The following is a 24,429-nucleotide window of genomic DNA, read 5'->3' as shown; positions in this document are numbered from 1 at the left end:
TGACGAGGCAGGATTCTATTGCATAATAAAAGCCTTTCTCTGTCAAACGAGAAAGGCTTTTTTATTTCTAAAAACATCTATTATAAATAATATTAAACTTTTAAATGAAACAAGAATATACTTTAACTGCCTACACAGAAGATCAAATGGGATTACTGAATAAAATAACCGTTATACTTTCCCGACGAAAAATCAGTTTGGAAAGTCTCAATATCTCTACTTGTGAAATCGACAAAATGTACCGATGTACGCTCGTTATCAATGATACTTTTGAAATAGTTAGAAACATAGCGCTTCAAATCGAAAAAATTATCGAGGTTTTTAAATGTTACTGCAGCACAAACGACGAAATCGTATGGAAACAAATGGGTTTATTTAAAGTAAAGACTTCGAGCATCATGAACGAAGAAATTAATCATTTACTTAGAAAATATAGCACCCGATTTATAACTATCGAAAAAGATTTTACGGTTTTTGAAGCAACGGGACATGAAAACGAAATCAATAATCTGGCTGCCGAATTAAAAAAATTTGAATTGATCGAATTTATAAAAAGTGCCAGAATTGCTGTTACTTTAAATAGTGAAGCTTTTCAGGTGTAGCTATATTTATTTATTCTATTAAACCCTAAAAAAATTAGCCCCAACCCAACGCTCCTTCCAACTCTTCCAAACATGTTCAAACTGAACATCATTTTCTTTATAATCAATTTTAAACAATTCTTTTGCTGCAGCAATATCTTTATGCTCTTTCAAAAAACATAAAAACTCATATTGTTCTTTGTGTAAATCGTAAATTGCTAATTTGAATTTGTGTCGTAAAACCACGCAATAACTTTCGTTTTGAAGAGGCAAATCAGGATTCTTGTCATTTTTGAATTCAGAATAGTACTTTCGAACAGGAAACTGGAACTTAAATAAGGCAAATACTGGTAATAATTTTAGTTCATTTTCTGGTGTATCGATTGTGGCTAACTGGTAGTTTTCTTCCGCTTTTTCATCAAAAAGAACACCAATGGCATATTCAAATCGAGCGAGTTCGATCATAAAATCAATCCAATCTTCTTTTATATCTTCATCAGCGTCGGGTCTGTTATTTTCCAGATATTCTGCAAAATGAGCTCCCAAAAAAGATAAATTGTAATTATGAGAAGGTTTTGAAGCCAGATAATCATCGGCGAAAGCGCAAAAAATTGCTTCGCCTAAAGCATATTCTAAAGCACTAAATTGCTGCGACATGCAATTTCGCAGTCGGGCAATATAACTTCGCTGGTAAATGGCTAAATGTTCCTGAGCTGTAAGTTTTTCTGAATGACAAATTACGTCTTCAATTGAAGCTGCATTTTCTGCATTCGAAAGCAAATCATTGGGGTTCACTCCTGTTTGCTGATAAGGATCAAGCAAAAGCTGCTGCATCCATTGCTGAAAGTCTTTTAATGGTATTTTTACCGTTTTCTGCATCTTTGGAGTTTATAAAAATTTGTCTACAGCGAATAAATTCAATGGGTTTGAAACTTGTTCTTTATCAATAGACAAAACTTCTTTTTCAACTCCAACAAATGCTGCGTCCATATATTGTTTTGATTTAAGTAATTCAGAATGATATACATCAAAAGCAGGAATATTTCCATCCCACTCTAATAAAATGGATGCCTGATCTGCCAATTGATAAGCTTGTTGAAACAATTTCCAAACCTGATTATTTACTTCTCTATCGTGTGTATCAATAATATAATTGCCGCAATTTTGATGGCCTGCCAAATGCATTTGAACTACTTTTTCATGCGGAATTCCGTTGATGTATTCTACAGGATCAAAATCATTATTAAAAGAAGATACGTATACATTGTTTACATCGAGGAGCAATCCGCAGCCGGTTTCTTCGGTCATGATTCGCAAAAATTCCCATTCGGGAAGAGTTGAATTATTGAAGGCTGCGTAGGTACTTGGATTTTCAACAATCAGCGGTCGTTCTAAATAATCCTGAACTTGTCTGATTCGGTTACAAACATGTTTTAATGAATCTTCATTTAGCGGAAGCGGCAATAAATCGTGAGAATTGGTCGTTAAAACTCCCGTCCAGCACAAATGATCGCTAATCCAAGCTGGCTTGACTTCACTTGCGAGTTGTTTTAAACTCTTTAAATAATCAAAATTTAAGGGATCAGTGCTTCCTATAGAAAGCGATACCCCGTGCATTACCACGGGATATTTTTCTGCTATTTGTTGTAAAATATATCTTGGACGTCCATGTGAATCCATAAAATTCTCAGAAATTACCTCAAACCAGTCTACGGCAGGGTTCTTTTCCAGAATATGTTCAAAATGCTGGCTTCTGAGTCCTAATCCCAATCCTAAATTGGGTAATCCAAGTCTAGTGTCCATTATTTTTGGGTTGACAATTTGAAAGGCTTTCCGGTAATTTTTTCGCGCTTTCTTCTTCCATTTTCAAAACTCTTTCCGCTGCTGCAATTTTTCTTTTAGCAGGATCGTTGATGTACGAACAAGATCTTGAACCGCTTTGTCCGCAAGAAGAATAATCTACGCCTGAAGTTCCGCGAATGGAGTTAACGTATTCATCGCTTGGTCCATATTGCTGCGGAGCTTCGCCAAAGGATTCTCCTTTTTTTATTCTTTTTTCTTCAAAACGTATTCTTGCTAATTGCCAAACACTAAGTCCTTTGTTAGGTCCTTGTGCCATAAAACGGGAAGATAAAATAGGCACACCGCAGCTGCCTTGATAACGACAATCATTTTCGCCGGGATGGCAAAGTTCTTCTGTTGTACCAAAAATCCCGCAGCCTCCCTGCCCTTTACAAGCGTTTAAGGTGTGGCAGGGATGACCAACTGCTGTTGAGCAATCGCCTTGGCCTGCACAATCATTATTTCCTGAATATCCCGCATTTTTGCATGAATTAAGCCCCATGCATACATGAAGTTCTTTTGTTACTAATTCTGACATGTTGTATATTTTTATATTAATGATTATGTCTATAAGGTGTACTTGGTACTTTAGGAATATCGGCTTCAATGCTGTAATCCAATCCTACGTCTGGTAAAGACGGGAAATAGTTTTCGCTTTTGATAGCCCAGCCCCAATTAACAGGATCGGCTTTCGCCAATTGATCAACTAAACTCATGATTTGTGCTTTTGGTCTTAAGAAACTTTGCTCAAATGAAAAAGGTTCAAATGTTAAAGCGCCTTTATAAGCCTGATTGCCTTTAGTATAAGTGTATTGATTAATTTGGTTACCAACACCGCTTAAAAGCCAGATCATTGATTTATGAATACCAAAAATGAATAAATCATATTGCGTACTTTCATCTTTATAATAACAAGCTTCAATCATTAAAAGAATATAAGCAAAAACTGCATTACCTAATTGTGAACATAATGCCAGTGCCTGATTGTTTGAAGCTATATAATCAGCTGTTTTAGGATTTGCATCGGTATCATATACAAAATAGCTGAAAAAATCATCTAGCCCCTGAATTTTACGGAACTTTTCCTGATAATGTCCTCCGAAAGTATAGACTTCGAGAAATTTGGCAAAATGAGCTGGTTCTTTTCCAGAATCATCATAATCACCTTCCCAAAAAACTACTTTGCCATCCACAATATCCATTGGAACCGGCATTTTATTTTCACCCAAAATTAAGGTATGCTGCTTGTATTTACTTTTTCCTTCTCCCTGATCAATGATACGTTCTATAGCTTCAATTGCCGAGTGAGCGTCATGTACGCCAACAAGTCCTTCACTATCATCTGTATTGGCAAATTGCGGATTGTGCTCTCTGTCATAATGTACCGTATTCATTGAATTTTGAGAATAATACGGTCTCGGACGATTTGGGTTATCCGGAGGAAGCAATTGCGGTCTTTGCTCATAAGGCCCCGGGAAATCCTCTTTTATACATTTGATAATCATTTCATACAAACTTCCTATGGTTTGATATTCAACCGTATTCAGCAATTGTTCATTTGCATAAGGATCTTTAAACGGCTCAGGGCTTTCAATTTGCAAAAATGTAGTCAATTGCTTCAATGACAATTTTGCTGCATTAATTTGAAATTCAGGAATATGTCCGTCTAATTGTGTTGGAAATGTTAATACTTTTCCAATACCCATTAAATCAGGCGCCTTTTGACAAACTGCTTGTTTTACATTGCATGAAAGTGCCAGATGCAGCATTTCTTCGATAACAACGCTCATAATTAACGCAGCCGATTTATTCGAATAAACTAATATATCGAGTTTTAGTTCTTGTGCTAATTCGTCGATTTCGGCAGCAGTACGCACACCCGATTGTGAAAGCTGCGCATGAAGTTTAGCGTATAGTTTATCCTGATCCTGCGCTCTGTTTATGGAATAATAGGTCGATAAATACGTTGGAATAGTAGCAAGCTCCAGCGCAATTGCCTGTTGCATTACTTCTTCGATATTATCTGGTGTTACCGAAGTAGAATAGGTAAATAGTTTTTTGTTTTTCATTTGTTTTTGGTTAAAATAGATTACTCCGGACTGATAAATGGATAGTATTTTTCGTCAATAATAGGTTCAATTCCAAAGAAATCATTCAGCACAGATTCGGCAGTACAAAATGCACCTTCTACCCAAGCCTGATCGTTTGAATAGGTTTCTCCTACAATAAAAATTTCGCAGTCTGTATTTGGAACAAGTTGTGACGGTTTTCTAATTTTTCTTTGCACATCGCCTAAATTATAGTGCGATTTATAGGCATGATATCCTGCATTAAATGGAGGAAGCGACCAGTCCATATATTTCGTTTCTAAAGGTTCCGGCACATACGAATAATCAGCCTGTGGTCCAAAATGCAATGACGCTAATTGTGAACGAAGCATTTTTACCATTACCGGAGTGGCATCTCTTGGCCCTTCAAGCGGCTGTAAATCTCTTGATTCAGGAATTTCACGAGTTGCATCTGGTCCAAGTTCTAAAGCCTTCCAGAATGTTGCGTATAGAATATCATCATAACTGGCCAAAATACCATATACTTTTTTCCCTTTTCCGTCTCTGGCATTATCTCCAAAATAAACTACTTGGCGAATAGGCATATCTGTAATACTTGGCCCAATAGTATCTAATTCGGCTACAGTCGAAATTTGTTTTTCTTGTTTAAAAGTCAAACGTTCTTCGATTGCATTTTCTACAGCAGCTATAAAGCTTACTTTATCGTTAAACGAATTAACAATGATAGCCGGATTTTTAGCCGATTCTATTTTTTTAAGATAGTTAGAAGGAAAACCCTCTTTTCTTAATTTCTCAATTCCTTCTTGTGTTAAGAAATAACTTGTAAGTTTTGCAGGATACGTTGGGCTTCCGGCCTCGGTAGTTCTCCACCAAGGTGTATCGAAAAACATCCCTATTTTGTATGAAGGTTCCATTAATACAGACTCTAAATACAACTGTACTTTTTCATGATTTAACACATCAGTTGCTTCTTCATCACTGTATCTGCTTGCCTGCGCTACTAAGTCAATTGCTGCTCTAGGCATAGCAAGAAATGCTGCATCACATTTTTTTCTTTCTGCAAGTGCATCTGGATCTTTGCGTGTTGCAGTTGTAAAATTCACTCCTGATTTGGTGTGCACAATAGAACGCAATCTAATGTTTGGATAATAATTTAGAGTAATCCCTTTTTGTTTTGCCAGTTTTTCAACTTCTTCAAATAAAGAATCAAATAAGCTGGAATATCCTTTTATTAAAGTTTTGTATTCTGTTCCCGGAAGAAACTCATCATTCACATTAAATGACTGTGCACTATTACTGTTTACTACGTTTGAACTATACCCATTTCCATCAGATAAGTAGCTAAATCCTTCTTGGTCAAGCATATCATAACCCAGGTTCCAATATCCAATTTCCTTTAGTAAATCTCCTTTTTGGTAGATCGAACTATCAGGCATGTCAATATTGATCCTTCCTTCTTCATAAAATTTGCACCATTCTCTTCGGGTAGTCGGCCCTGATGTTTGAGTGATCGCTACAGATTGTATGGTTGTAAAACCATCATCTGGCGGAGCATCCTGAGCGTAATTGTTTGCGAAATACGGAGCTGGCTGATTAGAATTGATATCTGAGATATACATGTTTTTTGAACGCAAAGACATCAATGGGTCTGCTGATTCATTAAACGGAACTGAATCTTTCTTTAAATCCAGTTCTTCAATGGTTTTAGTCACTAAACGGTGTCCCGGTCCTTCAGGAGTTCCATCCCAATATAAATATCTCATACCTCCTAATTCAAGGTACGAATTGTCTTTGTCGTCTTTATAATGCCATGTACAAACACGTGCGCCCGGTTCTCTGGTTCCCGGATTTTTTTTAGAAAAATCATATTTTCCCCAGTCGTAAAGTTCTAATACATCGCCCTTAACGAGCATTTTTTCGTTTTTGGCGAGTTTAGATTTCCCATCAAGTAATCTCCACGCCGTATAGAGTCCGGCTGCACCTGCTCCAAAAATAGAGTATGTTTTTTTGCTCATGATAGTATGTTTTTAGATTTTTTAGTAGTTATAGATAGTGGTTTTATTCATTTCCAAGTCTTGCCATTTGCTGTGCCAGATCTTTTTGAGGAATCACAATTTCTACCAGAGTTGGAAGATTTGTTTTTCTCTTAAGTTTTAGAAGTACTTCGTCTAACTCTGAAACAGTTTCAGCACGATAGCTGTTTGCTCCAAATGCTTTGGCAAGTGCCTGATAATCCCATTTTGGAAGAATATCAAATGCATCAAACTTATGATCCGGTCCTGCTTTAAAGGAGTCCATGTCGACATATACCTGCTCAATTGCATATACTCCATTGCTCATCACAAAGATTACGGAGTTGATGTTGTATTTTACAAGGGTTGAAAGTGATTGTGCAATCATCATAAAGCCACCGTCACCGGCTACAGTCCAGGCTTGTTTACCGCTTCCCAACTGAGCTCCTGAAGCTGCACCTGTTTCAAAACCAATACACTGCCACGCAGCCGAAGAAATATAAGCGTTTTGAGATAATCCGTAAATATTGGTAGCCACGTACATTGATGAACTTACACCAAAAGTCATTACAATATCGTCCAGCATTTTTTCTTTTTTCAGAAAAGATGTTGCATGTTCAAAAAAGCGGTTAAACGTTATTACTTCCGGAGTTAAATCGTATTTAGGATCAGAGTTCGATCGCCATGGTTCCGGGAATTTTGGCTGAGCCGGAGCTATAGCTTTTAAAGGATATCCAGAAGCTCTTTTAAATCGTTCTGTTAATGCTTCAATAAAATCTTTTAAAGTTACTCCCGAATAGGTAAAATAACCAACTCTCGTTTCCTGAGTAGTTACCTGAATCATATCCGAAAATTTATTTTCTACCAGCCATAAATAGTCATCGGTAATGATAGTTCCTAAGGATAAAATACAGTCAGAAGCTTCGACTAATTTTATAACTTCGGGTATTGAAGCCTGATCAGAATAGGTACCGATAAATTTATCGCCTTTTTCATCCAGAACCGTTTTTCCAAGTGAAGTTGTAGTATATAACATTCCGCTGGCTTTTATAAGTTCTTCTAATTGCTTTGTTAGTTTATGTCGCAAAAGCTCTACTCCGGCAAAAATCAAAGGATTTTTTGACTGACTAATTTGTGACCATGCCTGAGAAACAGCATTTTCAAGTGCTGCCGGTTCACTTTTTATTATTTCAGGTTCTAGTTTTTTACTGGAAGGTTTTGGGCAAGGTTCGCCCCACACCTCTTTATAACACGCTATATACACAGGACGTTGGTGTGTAAGTGCTGCGATAAGTAATTTATCAATTTTTTCAGGAGCGCCTGCAGAAGTGCTTAGTGTCTCGGCAGCAACAGTTACTCTTTCATAAACTTCCTGATCTGCGTTAACATTGCCTGTAGAGTGATGGTAAAGTACATTGTACATACTTCCAATTTGTCGTGCATCGGCTCCGGGTGTTGCACTAATTACAACAACTGGACTGCGTTCTACATAAGCTCCTGCAATAGCATTTAATGCGCTAAAAGTACTTACTCCGTATTGTAAAGATACGGCGGCTAAACCTCTGGTACGTGCGTAAGCATCTGCCGCGTAAGAAGCGTCTAGTTCGTTTGAAGTTCCAATGGTTTCAATTCCGTCAAAGTATTCCAGAGCCTGTGTAAAATGCTTTACATAATCCCCCGGAATTTGAAAAACCTCGGTGACATTTAATTGTTTGAGTCGGGTCAGCAGATAATCTGCGACCGTAAATTCTTTGGTAGGTTTCATTTTTTGGTTATTAGAATTAGGAGTATTTTTGTTTTCAGTAATAAATCTCTTCAGCATAAAACTGAAGAGATTTATATTAGTCTTTTAAATTTTGATACGTACCTGCAGACTGCCAATATTATCGGCTAATCCAGCTCCGTATTCTGCATTTAAATCATCGTTGATGCATAACTTCAATGGTCCGCTTTGACCTGCAGGAGTTGTAACAGGTCCATTTCCAATAAAAAATGGAGCATTATTTCCAACTTGTCCAATAAGTGAACCCATATTTACATTTTGAATAGGATATCCTGATTGCGTTACAATAATGCCCGGACATCCGTTTGCGTCATACAGGTTACCATTATTAATTTGCGGATCTGCTGTCCATAAACCAGATTCGTAACTTATTGTTATCGTATTACCGGGCTGTACGGCAATTCCAGTGTTTTGCCATGCTTGATTTGCATTAACCGGAACAAAGGTTTCTACCAGCTGTAAAGTATTAGCATCGATATGCAAAAACTGAGTTGGCATACCATTAATCAAAAATTGTAAAACAATATTTTGAATGTATTGTAACTGAGTAGTTCCGTTACTTAAATTTTCAACATACCAAGTGGTGGTCATTGAAAGCACTTTTCCAAAAGAAGTTTCAAAATTTATATTGCTTACTGCACCACCTTCATTATTTGTACTCACCGTAATACTTGAGTAGCTGTCAACCGTAATTCCCTGGCTGTTCAATGCCTTTAATTGATTTGTCAAATAGGTTGACGGATCAATTATCGTAGGATCTGTAAACGGTAATTTAGTTCTGTCTGCGGTTGGAAAAACCGGATTTCCTGTTCCTGAAACAACTGGCCCTCCAGTCATTAAAACGGAAACACCATGAGGCACCGAAATTTGTTTGTTATACTGGGTTGCCGGATTTTGCACCGGAATTGGATTTGAATCCGGAACAAAACCAGAACCATAAGGGCCTTCAACCTGATTTTGTATTACGTGATAAAGCCACGTTCCGTTCTCAGCATGAATTAAAGTATTTTGAATGGGCTGTGCTCCGTTTGGATCTGCATTGTTGGCAATGTAAACTCTTTGTTCATAAAATAGTACACTGCTTGCCTGTGTGTATTGCCCTTCCCTATTTGGTGCTCCGCCGGCTATAGCCGAAAATGAGATTTCTTCGAAATAAGGAAAGTTTTTAGTGATATAACCACTTGGAGCATCTGTTTGCGGCAAAGGCATAACATTGTAACCTGTGGCATTTGCTCCCGTGGGACTATTCCAGGTGCCAATAAAACTATTTATAAGACCAAGATTATTAGTGCCCACAACCGGCGGCTGATTTGTTGTTGATACAAGCGGAGTTGTAATGTCTGGAATTACCGCTGGTGCTGCAGCTGGTGTTGTTATTGCTGTTCCCGCTGCTTGTTGAGCCTGATAAGGGCATTTTTGCTGTTGTAAACCGTTTAAATTTTCCATTTTGTTATGTATTTTGTTCCTTTTCAGGTTAGTTACGTCTCGTTTAGGAAAGTGATTCTAAGGCACATTAGCGCATGCATCTTATCTCATTTCTGTAATAAAATTAGTGTGAGGCCATAGTTCAAATTAAAAAAAAGGCATGAGTGCGGAATTTTTATCCATGAGAGGTCGAAATAAAAGCACAAGATCATTTCGCTGCATTCTTGAATATTTCGTTTTATTTAAACATGCTTTATTTAAGAGAAAAATCAACATTTTGACAAACGGATAATTAATAAGAAGTAAAATCAAAATGATGTAAAACAAAAAACCGCTATGACAGCGGTTTTTAGTGTGAAGGTATATAAATGACTTTATGTTGTATTACAGTAAAATTGACTGTAACAATCTGAAAATCAAATAAAACTTATTCTTTTTAATCGTTATTGTAATATTTTATTTACCTTTAAGCTCTTCTACAAGCCGTCTATGTATTTCACTATTAGACAATTCTCTACACTACCAAAAGATTACTGCAAATAAATCCATACTCAGAAAGGAGTATTTATAGAATTAGAAAATCAATTTTATATAAATCAAACCATTATTAACCATTAATTTTAAGAACCATGAAAAAAAAGATTATTATTAGTACCATACTATTATTATCATTATGCATTAGTCCAGGATTTAATGCTGCGACACCCAAACAAAAACATGATAATACTATAAACAAATTTTATACAAGACCCATCGAATTTAAATTGACACAAGGTGTTATTGTTATTCCCTCACCAACGTATATTCCTAGGAATCAAACAACAGGCGCCAGTGGGTTCGTGTTTCCTCCTCCTCAAAACAGTTGGGTTCTTCCAGCAGAAGAGGGTGATATTATACGGTTTAATTTAGGAGGTTTGATAGGTTTCAAATGGTATACTGTTACCGCAGAAGATGAACAATCAGGTGTTGTAAATGTTGACATATTAAATTTATAGTTACCCTGTAATGATTAATATAAAAACTGCTAAACGAATGGTTTAGCAGTTTTTTTAGATAAAAGAATTATTACTTCTTAAATAATTTTCAGAATATCCAAAATAGTTGATATGTTATCTACAGATTCATTCATCATTGAAACCTGCTCTTTTTTATCATAGTTTTTAATGTGATCTGCAAAAGCTTCTGCTTCAAAACTAAAACCGCTTCCATAATCAACTTCGATCTTTTCTAACTCATAATTCCAGTCTAAATCTCTTTTGATTTCTACAAAGGCTGTGTTTGGTTTTGTAGTATTGTTATATCCACAGGTAATTATACCTTTTGCACCTATCACACGGGCATTATCCTGTAGTACCGCCAAAAGTGGAATACAGCCTTACCGAAAACGGTAAAGCCATTATTCCTGTTATTATTGCTTTGAGAAATTTTGGCTGTTTTTTAAAACACCACAGTTAATAGGCAATTTTGCTTATAAAAAATTTACCTACTGAACATAAAAGGGAAAATTGTACGAACACCTTACTCGTTTTCCTCCCTTTAATGCAGGCGTCCACTTAGGAGATAATTTCATAACCCTTAACATCTCTTCACCTGATCCATAGCCAAAATCACGAAGAACTTCTATATTAGATACTGTTCCATCTTTTTCAATTACAATAGTTGTAAAAACTGGCCCCATCGCTTCTTCTTCAACTGCTTTTGTCGGCATAACATAAGTCTTCGTCAGGAAAATATTAAACCTATCCATGCCTTCCGGATATTCTGGCCGGGAATCCACTGATGATGCATTATAAATTTCCTTGTCATTTTCATCAATACCATATTCTAATACATCTTTTTTTGGAGCTTCTTTTTTAACTTTTAAAGGAGGATTAACAATTGCAGGTTTACTGCTTTCTTTTTGACAGCTTGTAATTATGATTAAACTAAAAAGTAAAAAAAACGTTTTCTTCATTTTGTTTCTCTTTATTTATAATTGTTTTAGTTCAATGTTACGATACCATACATTGTTTCCGTGATCCTGCAACGCTATTTTTCCTTTTTTGAATGTTCCAAATCCTGCCCAGTCGGCAAATTTACTTCCTGCTATTAATTTTTTAAAATTATCGTCCCAAAGTGTAGTTTCAACTACGACAACGCCGTTTAAAATAAGGGTTAGTTTTCCTTTGTTGCTGATAACTTCGGCTTTATTCCATTCCCCTACTGGTTTTACCGGTTCTGATTTACTTTCAATTAAATCGTATAAATTTCCCGCGCGGTGTTTTGTGATTTTTCCGTCAGGATGTCCGTCGTTGTCCAGAACCTGCATTTCTAAACCTGTACTAAATGTGTTTGGGTATTTTTGAGGATCTTCGTTCACATAAAAAATAATTCCGCTGTTTCCGTTTGGTGATATTTTCCATTCTAATTTTAAATGAAAATTTTCAAATTCAGCATTGGTTACTAAATCTCCTCCCTGTCCGTCTTTTGCCGTATCGGGGTTAAAATGCAATAATCCGTCTTCTACATTCCATCCGGCAAGAGCCGAATCTTTACCGTAAGTATGCCACCCTTTTGTAGTTTTTCCGTCAAAAAGAGGTTTAAAACCTTTTTGCGCCTGAATTATTTGTGTAAAAGATAAAATCAAAACTGCTGCTATAACTTTTTTCATGTGGTTTATTTTTTTTGATAAACTGAATTTTATTTCAGTCTTTTCAGTTAGTAAATTCTTAAATACTGGGTAAAGATTGGATTTTAGATTCCAACCTTAGTAAAAATAGTAAAAAAGGATGAACATTTTGCTCATCCTTTTTTAATAGTATTATGTATTTTTTACTTCTAAAAAATTCTCTTTAAATAGAAGGAAAAAGACTGGTTTTAGCGATTTTGTCTGATGAAAAATCAACTGACAATCCTGCGCCATAACTTTCCTGAAAATATTCTAATCGAATTGGCACTAATCCTTTCTTTAAGATTATTTCCGATTTTTTTTCATCAAAACCATGTAAGCCATCATTATCAATAAGCAATTGATCGTTGATATAGAATTTACTTCCATCATCAGACGAAACATAAAAAGTATATTTTCCGTCTTCGGGAACGTTTATAAATCCATTATATACCAAGCCATAATTGTTGTCGTCATGGTTAATTTTGTTTAAATCAAAATCTGGGGCATAACCTTTATCAACTGGAGTAAGTTTACTAAAATCAGGTATTTTGCTCCATTTTCCTTTGTATAAATTATAATTTAAACCTGTTTTTTTATTGTAAAATATCTTCGAAATAACAGAACTCGCTGAACCTTCGCCCACCGGAACTGCAATTGCATTTACACGCGCCGGAACATTAACTTCAAATGCTTTTGTGTAAAGCTGTGAATTACGTGTTGGAACAGAACCGTCTGTAGTATAATAAATTTTATCAGTTCCTTTTTGAATAAACTCCACTTTTGCTTTTGTATCCGATTCTAACTCTGTTTCGTTGTTTTTAAATTCTGGTCTTTCGGCAATTTTTCCGTAGATTTTCAGTAATTCGTAATAAGGTTTGTAGACTTTATTGGTTTCACTAATAGATTGAATAGTCAATAAAGCACTATTCCAGCGGGTGTTAAATCCATCAATTTCTTTTTTAATATCGGCAATATTATATTCAATATTTTGACCAAATTGAGAAAGTGACATTATTTCGAATGGACTGTATAATCCATCATTCCAATTGTTTAACAAACGAAATGTTTCGAAATTTTTCATGTATTTAATTTGTCCTTTTTTCCCCGAAAGAAGCTGCTGATCATAATCTGGAAATTGTACCTCAACAGAAATTTTTGTATTCGTTGAAGATTCGGGTACATAAATACGGGTTTCAAAATCGTCTCCTACATATGACCAGGTTCCTGCTTTAGGTTCTTCGCTGTACGGAATATTTTGTCCGTTTACTGATACCGCTGTTGGAGGAAATGAACATGGAAAACGCAGTTCATAACTTCTTGAAGTCAGCATTCCGGGAAATGAACCTTCTACAGGCGCGATCACAATATTGGTTTTATTTCCAGTTTGTTCTGAAGTTATTGGCGTATACGTAAAAGCATTTTTCTTGAAGTTGTTGTTATTGCCTTCGTCTTCATACAGTTTTAAATTTCCTTTTTTACCCGGATAGAAAGCAAGAATTAAAGGATTTAGAGGTTTTTCATCTGTTCTTTCCACTTTTGACTGCATCGGGATAATTGCACCTTCTTTTACAAAAACCGGAATATCTCCTAAAGTAAATGGCATTGCAACTTTTTTACCGCCATTTATAATGTTTCCTGTGCTCAATTCATACCATTTACCTTCTGGCAGCCATGTTTCATGCGTTAGGAAAACACTTCCTTTTTCGATAGGTTTTGTTATGGGATGCACAATCATATTACGCCCAAACATATATTCGTTTGGTGTAGCATAAGCGGTTTCTTCCTTTGGATAATCATAATACATTGGATGCACGGTAGAAACTCCTGTTTCGTACGTATTGCGTGCTTCGTTGTATAAATACGGCACAAGAGAATATCTCATTTGATACGCTTCTCTCATAATAAGAAAATTATCTAGCGGATAAGCCCAAATACGTCTTTCGTGTTGTGGTGCAGCTGTGGCATGTGTTCTGAATATCGGACTAAAAACGCCCCACTGAATCCATCTTGTATACAGTTCTGCCGTTCCTGCGTCGCCTTGGTGTCCGCCAATATCGTGGCTCCAATATCCAAATCCAACGTTGGCAGCCGTAGCGGTAAAATAAGGCTGATAATTTAATGATTCCCAAGATACGTGCGTGTCGCCAGAGAATCCAATTTGATATCTGTGGTTTCCAAGTCCTCCCCAACGGTGAAATATAAGCGGACGCACTTTGTTTTGGCGTTCCATGTCGCTGTAATGAACATAATTTAAGTAAATAGTTGGATTTACTCCTGGAATATTCGTGCTTCCCCATTGCTGCCAGTCTAGCCACCAAAAATCGACACCCGCTTTTTCAATAGGATGTAATACCAAATTCATGTAATTGGTAGCAAATTTTTTATCGGTAATATCAAAAGGGACGTATTTTTTGGTAGAAGGATCAATTCCCATTGCTTTTGCCATTTCGGGATATACTTCTTCAAAAGGCTGAATTCCAGATGCCGGATGCAGGTTTAAACAGGTTTTAAGATGCTGCTCATTCGTCCATTTTAAGAATTTTTCAGGAGAAGGAAATAAGTTTTTATTCCATGTAAAACCAGTCCATCCCGAATCTTCTCCGGCCTGATCTCTTTGTCTTTGTCCGTTTTTGAAAAATTCAGGTAACGATTTTACGTGCCAGTCCATATCGATTACAAATACATCAAGCGGAACGTCATGCATTTTAAATTCACCAACAAGATCACGAAATTCAGTATCTGAATATTCTCTGTATCTTGACCACCACGCACCAAAGGCAAATCTTGGCGGCATGGCTATTTTTCCGGCAATATCAGTGAAATCTTTTAAGGCAGCTTTATAATCAGAATCATAAGCAAAAAGGTATAAATCCTGTGGTTTATCTCCCGGACGCGCCATAACCCACGGCCACTCTGAATTATCAAAAAGCGGGCGTTCGCTGTCGTCTATTAAATACCATCCATCACGAGAAATTATACCTTTTTCCAGTTCCTTAGCCGAGCCGTCAACTCCATCCAGCGTGCGGGTTGTTCCTAAAAGGTTTTTAGTATTGGCTAAACCTGGTTTCCATGAAATGAGTTTACCGTTTACAATAAAATCTACACTTAAATTTTTGTCGTTAAAATTGCCTGAACCTGTTTTGTATTTAAGTTTTACGACATCGGTTACAATTTGTAGTACACCATTACTTTCTTTTTTGGTAAACGACGGCACGGGAAGATTTCGGTTTACAAAGGTCAGCGAAGCATTGTCTGTAAACTTTCCGTCTGAACTCCATTCCATACGAATTACTCGCGGAGAAAGTACTGTAAATCTGGCATTGCCTGAAACTACCATTGCTTTAGGATTGGCTTCGGGTTTGTATTCCTGAGCGGATAAAGCTGCGGAAGCAAGACAAATAATTGTAACTAAAAATTGTTTTGTTTTCATATTTTATTTTAAAATTAATCTTAAATAAATACTTCAAATCGTTTCGTTAAAATAATGATTTTAATAATCTTATTTGAAGTATTTACTTTTCATTCTCCGTTTATTTTTTAATAAATCGTTTTGTAACTTTTGTTCCATCTTTTTCAAAAACAGCAAAATAAATTCCTGTTGCCAAGCCCGAAACATCGATACTGTTTTCTTTTACTATTTGCTGCAAAACCTGACTTCCGGTTTCTGAAAAAACCTGAACTTTTATTCCTGCCATTTCAGAAGTAAAAAAGAGTGTATTTTTTACCGGATTTGGATATACATTTAAAGTTTCCTCAGCATTTGGTGAAGGCTTCAAAATTTTGGCAGTTCCTAAAGTTGGTGTGAATTTTAGTAATTGCAGTTTCCAGCGTTGTGCATCGTTGTTGTTATCGGTCCACTGATGTACGTTTGTTCCCGGTTCTGCAAGGTTATTGACAACGTCCAGACACAAATTCGTGTTTTTATGGGTCAGTTTAAAATAACCGTCACTCATTAATTCTATTTTCCAGCGTTGTGCATCGGTTCCCAAATCTGACCATTGCTGTACATTGGCTCCCGGCTGACTGCTGTTGTTATCTACATCTAAAACCTGAGTTGTACCTCGATGCGTTAATTTATAAAAACCATCTGATTCTTTTGTAATTACCCAGCGCTGTGCATCGGTTTCATTACTGGTGTATTGCTGCACATTTGCTCCTTGCTGTGTGCTGCCGTCACTTACATCAAGACTTTGGTTCGTTCCTTTGTGAATTAGTCTATAAACTCCGCCGGAAACAATTGGCACTTCAATTAAATCTAATTTCCATCTTTGGGCATCATTATTCGCGTTCAGGTTATCTGTCCATTGCTGCACATTGGCACCGGACTGGCTGCTGTTGTTATCAACATCCAAACATTGATTTGTTCCTTTGTGGGTTAACTTTGCATAACCATCAGACATGATTTCAATTTTCCAACGCTGTGCATTGTTATTGCTGTCCAGCCATTGCTGTACGTTTGCGCCTTGTGCATTACTGTTATTATCAACATCCAGACATTGATTTGTTCCTTTGTGGGTTAATTTATAAAATCCGTCTGCTTCGAGTGTTATCACCCAGCGTTGTGCATCATTGCCATTGTCTGTACTTTGCTGCACGTTTGCTCCCGACTGGCTGCTATTATTAACAACATCAAGACATTGATTAGTCCCTTTGTGGGTTAATTTATAAATTCCTCCCGATACAATGCTTTGCGTTGGGCAGGATTGATCCGGTATTCTTGGTGCCACACCGTAATTAGTCATGTTTACTGGTTCAATCAAATCATTAGAATTGAAATACATTCTGTCAATAGCAATTTTTCGATCCCCAGATGTGCCATTTTCATAACGATGGTAAACCATGTAATATTCATCGCAGTTTCCTATTTTGATTACACCATGATGACCCGGGCCTTTATCTTCTACATTAGAACTTAATACTTTCCCTCTATAAGTCCAGGGTCCCATTGGTGTATTTGAAGTGGAATACTGCACATTGTAAGTATCATTAAACCAGGATCCGTTCGAATACATCATATAATAAATTCCTTTTCGTTTTACCATATATGGGCCTTCGGTATAATTTTGAGGTGTTATATCTGTTGGGCCTGTGGCTAATGAAACCATGTCTGGATTTAATTTACGAACGACCATTCGGCTTTTGCCTGATCCTCCGTAATAAATATACGCCTGCCCGTCATCGTCAACAAAAACATTTGCATCTATAATATCATCGGTGTAAGGATCTGTTGCTATAAGCGGTGCGCCAATATCTGTAAAAGGGCCTATGGGTGTATTCCCTACTGCAAGACCAATTTTGGTTTCGGCAGTATAATAGAAATAATATTTGTTATTGCGAAAAACTACTGCCGGAGCCCAGCCGTTATATTGCGCCCACGGACTATCCGGAAAGAGGTCAAAAATAAGACCTTCGTCATGCCAGTTGGTCAAATCTGTGGAAGAATAGGCATGAAATTGTGTTCCGTAAATAGCTGTGGTATAGATGTAATATTTATTGTTGAAGTAATGAATTTCGGGATCGGCTCCTGTAAACAACGGATTGCCGCTTGTTTGTGCCTGAACGGTATTGGCTAAACTTATAAACATTAAAAATAATGTAAAACGCAGTCTTAAAGAATTCATAAGACAGAAACTATTTATTTTAAATTGTATCATAACTTGTTTTTTTTATAAGAATTACTACTAACTTCTTCGTTTTCCGTTTAACGGAAATCTATTAAGCATGCCTTATTTAGTTCTTGAAAAAAGTTAAAAAAGAATCCAAAACTCTCCAGTCCAATATGGACTGAAAAGCCTTGTCTTCTCCAACTTAACTATCTAATTTTTATGCCATCGTATTACAGTTTTTTCAATAGAATAGTCATTTTTGCCGGATTTATAGTAAGCTCATATTGTCCTGCGCTTTCAATAATCCATTTATTATCCGGTGATCCGTTTGGCATTAACATTACTGTTGGATTATCAGATGCTTCTCCTTTTATCACCGTTCCATTTGCTGGAGGCATCAAAAATCTTCCGCCCCAGTTGCCTAAGTCTAAAGCAAGTTTAAATTCTCCGGCATCAAATTGCCCTTTATACGTAAATACTTCAGGGTTTTGAGGATCCCAATTCATTGGTTTTGCTCTTCCAATATCCCAGCCTATACCCGTTATAGCGTTTCCAACCATATAAACATTTTCATAAGGTACATATCCAAAGGCATAAGTTCCCTGATCAATATCCAGATAGAAAGAATGACGGCCTGCCTGAGTTACTTTAAAGACATTATCATTGTTTCTTGGCTCGGTTTCGTTGTACACAATTTTGTTTCCTGCAATAGGATCATAAGATGGTAATTCGCTGCCCGGTTTTTCAATAACTTTGAATGAACCTACAGAGAAATCTCCGATGAAATTGTAAATAGTTCTTTCTGTTTTTTCCGGTAAAATTTTACCTGCACTGTAATCCCAGCCGCCGCTTATGGCATCTCCAACCATAAACAATGGCAATGGCCCCGGACTGTAACTGGTTACTGCAAAACTTGATGTAGAAACTTCCGGCAGCTGATATTGTGCTGAATTATCGACTCTCGCAATAATCTGCACTTCCAGATTGGTAATAACTCCGCCCGGACGTTTAAAGTTTTTGAGCAATAAACCATTTAACTGCTCTACGGTATACGATTTGGTAAAAACACCTGCCGGAATTTCTTCGGTAATTGTTGTACTTGTTCCGGGTGCTGCGCCTTCTCCAAAATTATTTCCTGCGATATCCATTCTGAAAAAATACGTCAGGCTGGTTCCGGCTCCTCTGTCATTTCCTTGTGTCCACGTAAATGTTATGGCGTTTGCCGCTTCATTATCTTTAGTTAATACAATTTCTTTGCTCGAAAGTGTTATCGTCAAAGGATTGGCAAAATTAGGCTGCTTAAGCCAATCCTGATTTTCAAGTCCGCTGTCTTCACAGGAGACAAAAACCAAACTCATTATTATAAATGAGATAATATTTTTTATATTTTTCATTTGCTTTGATTTTTAGTTATTTGTCCCAGAAAGGAGCCTGAATTAAATTAGGGTTCTTTTCGATTTCTGCTAAATATATCGGGAACCAATAGAAAGATTTTCTGTATACTCTCGTTTGATACGCCGTTCTTTTATAGAATTCATCAGCATTTTTACCGTTAAAGTTCATTCCGTAGAATTGTCCATTCAAAACCGTTTCTGCCAGTTTCCATCTTCTTAAATCATCATAGCGAATTCCTTCTGTACAAAGCTCAACTCTACGTTCCATTCTGATGATTTTTCTAATACTTTCCTGATCGCTGTTTACATGAATATTGTCAACATCTGTTCCGCCAGTTGTATAGGTTCTTACTCCTGCTCTTGTTCTAATTTTATTTAGATAAAGAAGGATTTCAGGATTTCCGGGATCAGATTCATTAAGAGCTTCAGAATAATTTAGATAAGCTTCGCCTAATCGGTATAAAATTCCGTGACGAGGGGCAAAATAACCAATAGTAGGATTTCTTGTTGGATCTGTTCTTTTTCTGGCTAAATATCCATTTTGTGGGGCATCATGAGTATTGTTATTGTCTTTTTTACCGTTAAAAAATTCCAGTTTTCTACCTTTGTCTTTTCCGGCATTATCACCGTCTGTATACCATGCACCATCAAAATTTACAGCCAGATAAAATCTTGGTTCACGATTACAATACATATTGTAAGTCCCTGCAAGCGTTACAAGTCCCGGACTTTTTACTTCATTAAATTTGGTTATTCCATTTGTCCAGTATCCGTCCTGAGAAGAAAAACCATTTTCAACATATCCTGAATTAGAATCGGTTATAGGTAAACCATTTGCGGTAAAAAAGGCATCTACTAATGATTGAGTTACGCCATAGCCTCCTGCTCCACCTGCTCCGCCCGGTGCGGTATGTCTGTCATATTCTTTAGATTCTACATTTACACGGGCAAAAAGTACTTCTCCATTTCCTTTACTTGCTTCAACAAGATGTAAGTTTTGACAAGATAAAAACGGGTCAATTTTTCCTGCAGCGTTTGTTTCTGTATATAACTTATGTCCCGCAGCTTCTGCACTTAGAATTAAATCTTTACTCGCATCTGCGGCAATTTTCCATTTATTGGCATCATAAGTCGAATTAAATAATGCTTTTCCGTCTTTTGTAACATGGTTTGCATATTCTGAATTTCCATTAACAAGCGGACTTGCGGCAAAAAGCAGCATTCTGGCTCTTACGGCTTTACACATAATTGATGTAGCACGTCCAAATTTTCTTCCGTCTGAATAATTTGCAGGTAAAATTGTTTCTACTTCTTTCAGTTCTTTATTAATCCACGCTACAATGTCATCATACGGCGTCTGCCCTACTTGTAAGTCTGAAAGGTTATAATTTACAGGCGTAATTTCATCCGGGCTAAAAGGAATTGGACCATATGTATTGATCAATAAAGAGTAATAATAGGCTTTTAAAAAACGACATTCTGCAATCATTAAACGAACTTCATCTTCATTTAAATTTTGTGCCGGTAATGGTTTTATGTTTTGTATTAGCAGATTACATTCTCTTATTCGCTGTGGAAGATTGTTCCAATATCCAGGGCTCCATTGTGAACCTACTGACCAGTCTCCTAAAATAAATGGAATAACCTGCCAGTCGTACTGACGCCATCTTTCTGATGGGGTCATATCATCTCCTAAAATTTCCCATCCTAAACTGCGTGCATATCCCCATGTAGGGTCCGGAATTCTGGAATAACAGCCTGCAAGCCAATTTTCTGTTTTTGTTTTGCTCTCAAAAACACCATCCAAAGTAAGTTCGGTATCGCTTTCTTTATCCAGATAATCAGAACAAGATGACGATAATAATAATCCTAGAAAAAGGAAAATCGATCTAATGTATATATTTTTCATTTTAATTTCTTTTTAAATTATAGTCCGATTGATAATCCAAAAAGGACTGATTTTGTTGATGGATATTTTAAACCATTTCCTGTATCCAATTCCGGATCCCATAGTTTAAAATTAGAAGCGTACCATAAATTATTTCCGCTGATGTAGATTCTTAATCCCTGCAGATAGAATCTTTCAATTAGCTTTTTATCTAATGTATATCCAACTTCCATCGTTTTTAAACGACCAAAACTCATGTCTTTTTTCCACCATGTTGAAGCAACAGAATTGTTAACATTTGGTCCATAACTTAATCTTGGCCAAAACACATCCTGACTTGGATTTTCTTCTGTCCAGCGATCGTTGTAATTAGAATAAATATTTCCTAAAGTTCCTGTTCCGCTTCCCGGAATAAAGTTCGCTCCGCCAATGATGCGCTCCGATTTGGCTACACCCTGAAAGAAAAAACTAAAATCGAATTGTTTGTATTTTAAATTGTTTCCAAAACCATACACAATCTGAGGATCTGTTGTTCCGCCAATAAAACCTTCGTCTAAACCGCTGATAATTCCGTCACCGTTTCTATCTTCGTATTTAATATCTCCCGGACGCAAAGCTGTACCAAAAGTTGGAATTGGCAGTCCCGGTGCTAAAACTCCCGGCGATGTAAAATCTTCATTGGTATATAATCCGGTTGCAGTATAACCGTATAAAGTATTATTTTGAATTCCTGTTCCAGAACGGTAAGTTCCTTTTACGGCTTCGGCTTCGTCTCTTTCTGTTACTTTGTTTTCAACAAAAGTGAAGTTCGCGCGCCAGCTCATAAAGAAATCCGGAGTTACCTGTTTATTGATATTAAGACCTATCTCGATTCCTTTATTTTCCATTTTTCCGAAATTGGCCCAAGGCGCATTAATAAATCCTGCCTGAGTTGGAACCGTATTTCTTTCTACAAAAATGTCTTTCCTTTTCTCCTGAAATATATCTACTGTTAAGTCCATCATATTCAGTATTCCTAACTCGATACCAATATCAGCTTTTGCCACTTTCTCCCAAGTCAAATCGTTTACTCCAATCTGACCTTCTTCAATTCCTTCAAATTTTACTCCCTGTCCTGTACCAAACCAGTAATCAGAATTATTATTATCGCTGATTGTAGTTAAGTAAGCAAACCTTCTGTTGGCTCCAATGTTGTCATTTCCAACTAATCCGTAAGAACCACGAAGTTTGATTTTATTAAAAATATCTTTAACAGGTTCCATAAATTTTTCTTCAGATGCAATCCATCCCAAGGCTACAGAAGGGAAAAATCCGTATCGGTTTCCTTTTGCAAAATTTTCTGATCCGTTGTAACCAAAGTTAAATTCCCCAATATATTTTCTATCAAAAGTATACGAAGTTCTTCCCGCTAATCCCTGATGTTTAAAAGCTTGTGGCGCTGTTCCATCATTATAACTGTCCTGATTATACAATAAAAGTCCGCTTAAATCATGTTTCCCGAAAGTGCGGTTATACGTTGTATTCGCTTCCAGATAAACACGTCTGTTACCAAACTCCGCCGATCTTTCATAGCCAAGATATTCCTGTCCATAAGCCTGAACAGTTCCGTGAATTAAACTTCCGTCAAGGTCTCTTTGAGTTGCTACGTTATAATAATCCGGTGATTTACCACGTGTAATTCTGTTTTCTGAATAAGAGTCAAACGAATAAGTAAATTTTGCTTTTAATCCCGGTGTAATAATATCTTTGAAATCCTGCTCTAACGATACCAGACTTTCGATTTTGCTTCCGCCTTGTCTGTAATATCCTTGCTGCGTGCTCATCGCCCACGGATTTTCACGTGCAAAAACTCTCGGAATAGTTCCGTCTGAGTAAATAGCAGGATGAACAAACGGTGTTGTTTCAAAAGCCGTGTTGAATAAAGCATCTGTACTGCTGTTTCCTTTTTGAAGGTTTTGTAGAAATCCTCCAATATTTACTCTTAATAAAGTTGTTTTAGATACGTTAACGTCGACATTGGTACGAACGTTTGCTCTGTTTAAATTTGTTTCAGAATCGTAAGTTTGTTTTGGATCTGCGGCAAGGATTCCTTTTTCGCTGTAATAAGAAGCGGTTAAGGCATATCTTAAAATTTCTGATCCTCCGGCAACGTTTAAATTGGATCTTGATGTAAAAGCATAATCTTTAGTTATGGCATCAACCCAGTTAACATCTGGATATAAATCCGGATCGTATTTACTTTCTGTTTTTGAAATACGGTCTTCAGAAAACAAAACCGGTTTACCCTGCTCTACCGCCAGTTCATTTAAAAGTCTCATATAAGGACCAGCTTTAATGAACTCCGGTAATTTTGTAGGTTCCTGAATCGAATATTCTGTTCTTACCTGAATTCTTGGCGCACCAACAAAACCTCTTTTAGTATTAATCAAAATAACTCCGTTTGCTCCTCTCACTCCGTATACAGCACTTGCGGCCGCATCTTTTAAAACAGAGAAAGATTCTATTTCTGAAGGATCAAGATCGTTAAGGTTTCGTTCGATTCCATCTACCAATACAAGCGGATTAGTTCCTCCTTTAAATGTAGAAATTCCACGAATCTTAATATCGGATTGATCATAGCCCGGTTCTCCTGAACGCTGTACGGCCATAATTCCCGTAATCTGACCTGCAAGGTTGTTTCCTAATGTACGTGCCGTTCCTACTTGTAATAACGAAGGTTTTATCGTTCCAATCGCTCCTACAACCGAGGCTTTTTTCTGAGTTCCGTAACCTACAACTACAACGGCCTGAAGGTCGCTGGTTTCGTCTACCATGGTTACGGTTATTGTTTTGGCATTATTTAAAGGTTTTTCGACCTCTTTCATTCCAATAAATCTAAATACAAGTATCGCTTGCGGAGATGATACTGTAATGGTAAAAGTTCCGTCAAAGTCTGCCGTGACTGCATTCTTAGTACCTTTTTCAATCACGGTTGCACTGGGTAATGATAATCCTTTTGAATCAATTACTTTTCCGGTAATTTTTACGGGGTTTTGAGTACCATTTTGTGCATAACTGGTCTCTGCAAAGAGCCCCAGAAACAATAAAAAAATCAATCCGGCACTCCTAAACTTTATTTTACCCGGGGTAAATAAGCTTAAAAGATTGGATGACATTTTCCAAGTCGTTTTAATTTCCAT

Annotated in this window: 18 protein-coding genes; 3 read left to right on the top strand and 15 right to left on the bottom strand. The window is 36.8% G+C overall.

Annotated features, from left to right (window positions below; translation table 11 throughout):
• Positions 1-104 precede the first annotated feature (104 nt).
• Positions 105-602, top strand: coding sequence for an acetolactate synthase small subunit (gene ilvN, locus NLJ00_RS17215; RefSeq protein WP_256634724.1), 498 nt, complete (start codon positions 105-107; stop codon positions 600-602).
• Positions 603-620: 18 nt separating this feature from the next.
• On the opposite strand, the gene NLJ00_RS17210 is transcribed toward ilvN, so the two are convergent.
• The 7 genes from NLJ00_RS17210 to NLJ00_RS17180 all read right to left on the bottom strand — a co-directional run bounded on the left by NLJ00_RS17210 (position 621) and on the right by NLJ00_RS17180 (position 9,733).
• Positions 621-1,460, bottom strand: a complete 840-nt coding sequence (locus tag NLJ00_RS17210) for an HvfC/BufC N-terminal domain-containing protein (protein ID WP_256634723.1) — start codon at positions 1,458-1,460, stop codon at positions 621-623.
• A gap of 9 nt (positions 1,461-1,469) precedes the next feature.
• Positions 1,470-2,384 carry an MNIO family bufferin maturase gene (gene bufB / locus NLJ00_RS17205; RefSeq protein ID WP_256634722.1) on the bottom strand — a complete coding sequence of 305 codons (915 nt, stop codon included), beginning with the start codon at positions 2,382-2,384 and terminating at the stop codon, positions 1,470-1,472.
• Positions 2,374-2,961, bottom strand: coding sequence for a hypothetical protein (locus NLJ00_RS17200; RefSeq protein WP_256634721.1), 588 nt, complete (start codon positions 2,959-2,961; stop codon positions 2,374-2,376). The genes bufB and NLJ00_RS17200 overlap by 11 nt, the downstream gene beginning before the upstream one ends.
• 16 nt (positions 2,962-2,977) lie before the next feature.
• Entirely contained in the window at positions 2,978-4,492 is a 1,515-nt protein-coding gene (locus tag NLJ00_RS17195) for a ferritin-like protein (protein ID WP_256634720.1), read from the bottom strand.
• Between the two features lie 20 nt (positions 4,493-4,512).
• Complete coding sequence (locus NLJ00_RS17190; protein WP_256634719.1) at positions 4,513-6,507, bottom strand: FAD-dependent oxidoreductase; 1,995 nt, start codon at positions 6,505-6,507, stop codon at positions 4,513-4,515.
• A 43-nt stretch (positions 6,508-6,550) separates the two neighbouring features.
• The gene (locus tag NLJ00_RS17185) at positions 6,551-8,269 is read right to left on the bottom strand and encodes an alpha-keto acid decarboxylase family protein (protein ID WP_256634718.1); all 1,719 of its coding nucleotides are present in this window, start codon (positions 8,267-8,269) and stop codon (positions 6,551-6,553) included.
• A gap of 84 nt (positions 8,270-8,353) precedes the next feature.
• Positions 8,354-9,733, bottom strand: coding sequence for a heme-binding protein (locus tag NLJ00_RS17180; protein WP_256634717.1), 1,380 nt, complete (start codon positions 9,731-9,733; stop codon positions 8,354-8,356).
• A gap of 608 nt (positions 9,734-10,341) precedes the next feature.
• Here NLJ00_RS17180 and NLJ00_RS17175 point away from each other — a divergent pair.
• Entirely contained in the window at positions 10,342-10,707 is a 366-nt protein-coding gene (locus NLJ00_RS17175) for a hypothetical protein (RefSeq protein ID WP_256634716.1), read from the top strand.
• A gap of 77 nt (positions 10,708-10,784) precedes the next feature.
• Here NLJ00_RS17175 and NLJ00_RS17170 read toward each other — a convergent pair whose 3' ends face one another.
• Complete coding sequence (locus NLJ00_RS17170; protein ID WP_256634715.1) at positions 10,785-11,072, bottom strand: hypothetical protein; 288 nt, start codon at positions 11,070-11,072, stop codon at positions 10,785-10,787.
• 2 nt (positions 11,073-11,074) lie between these two features.
• Between NLJ00_RS17170 and NLJ00_RS17165 the strand changes: the two genes are divergently transcribed.
• Positions 11,075-11,167, top strand: a complete 93-nt coding sequence (locus tag NLJ00_RS17165) for a winged helix-turn-helix transcriptional regulator (protein ID WP_256634714.1) — start codon at positions 11,075-11,077, stop codon at positions 11,165-11,167.
• A gap of 28 nt (positions 11,168-11,195) precedes the next feature.
• Here the strand turns inward: NLJ00_RS17165 and NLJ00_RS17160 are convergent, their stop codons facing one another.
• The 7 genes from NLJ00_RS17160 to NLJ00_RS17130 all read right to left on the bottom strand — a co-directional run bounded on the left by NLJ00_RS17160 (position 11,196) and on the right by NLJ00_RS17130 (position 24,429).
• Complete coding sequence (locus tag NLJ00_RS17160) at positions 11,196-11,666, bottom strand: energy transducer TonB (protein WP_256634713.1); 471 nt, start codon at positions 11,664-11,666, stop codon at positions 11,196-11,198.
• A gap of 15 nt (positions 11,667-11,681) precedes the next feature.
• Complete coding sequence (locus NLJ00_RS17155; protein WP_256634712.1) at positions 11,682-12,362, bottom strand: 3-keto-disaccharide hydrolase; 681 nt, start codon at positions 12,360-12,362, stop codon at positions 11,682-11,684.
• Positions 12,363-12,543: 181 nt separating this feature from the next.
• On the bottom strand, positions 12,544-15,792 hold the full coding sequence (locus NLJ00_RS17150) for a TIM-barrel domain-containing protein (RefSeq protein WP_256634711.1): 3,249 nt from the start codon (positions 15,790-15,792) through the stop codon (positions 12,544-12,546).
• 100 nt (positions 15,793-15,892) lie between these two features.
• Positions 15,893-18,016, bottom strand: a complete 2,124-nt coding sequence (locus NLJ00_RS17145) for an RICIN domain-containing protein (protein WP_256634710.1) — start codon at positions 18,014-18,016, stop codon at positions 15,893-15,895.
• A gap of 182 nt (positions 18,017-18,198) precedes the next feature.
• Positions 18,199-19,362 carry a SusF/SusE family outer membrane protein gene (locus NLJ00_RS17140; RefSeq protein ID WP_256634709.1) on the bottom strand — a complete coding sequence of 388 codons (1,164 nt, stop codon included), beginning with the start codon at positions 19,360-19,362 and terminating at the stop codon, positions 18,199-18,201.
• Positions 19,363-19,378: 16 nt separating this feature from the next.
• Positions 19,379-21,271 carry a RagB/SusD family nutrient uptake outer membrane protein gene (locus tag NLJ00_RS17135; RefSeq protein WP_256634708.1) on the bottom strand — a complete coding sequence of 631 codons (1,893 nt, stop codon included), beginning with the start codon at positions 21,269-21,271 and terminating at the stop codon, positions 19,379-19,381.
• 17 nt (positions 21,272-21,288) lie between these two features.
• A complete protein-coding gene (locus NLJ00_RS17130) occupies positions 21,289-24,429 on the bottom strand; it encodes a SusC/RagA family TonB-linked outer membrane protein (protein WP_256634707.1) in 3,141 nt (1,046 codons plus the stop codon).

Origin of the sequence: Flavobacterium panici (genome assembly GCF_024499525.1) — a bacterium.
GTDB classification, from domain to species: domain Bacteria; phylum Bacteroidota; class Bacteroidia; order Flavobacteriales; family Flavobacteriaceae; genus Flavobacterium; species Flavobacterium panici.
The sequence above is the reverse complement of the archived record's forward strand: the minus strand, read 5'-3'. Positions and strand labels throughout refer to the sequence as shown.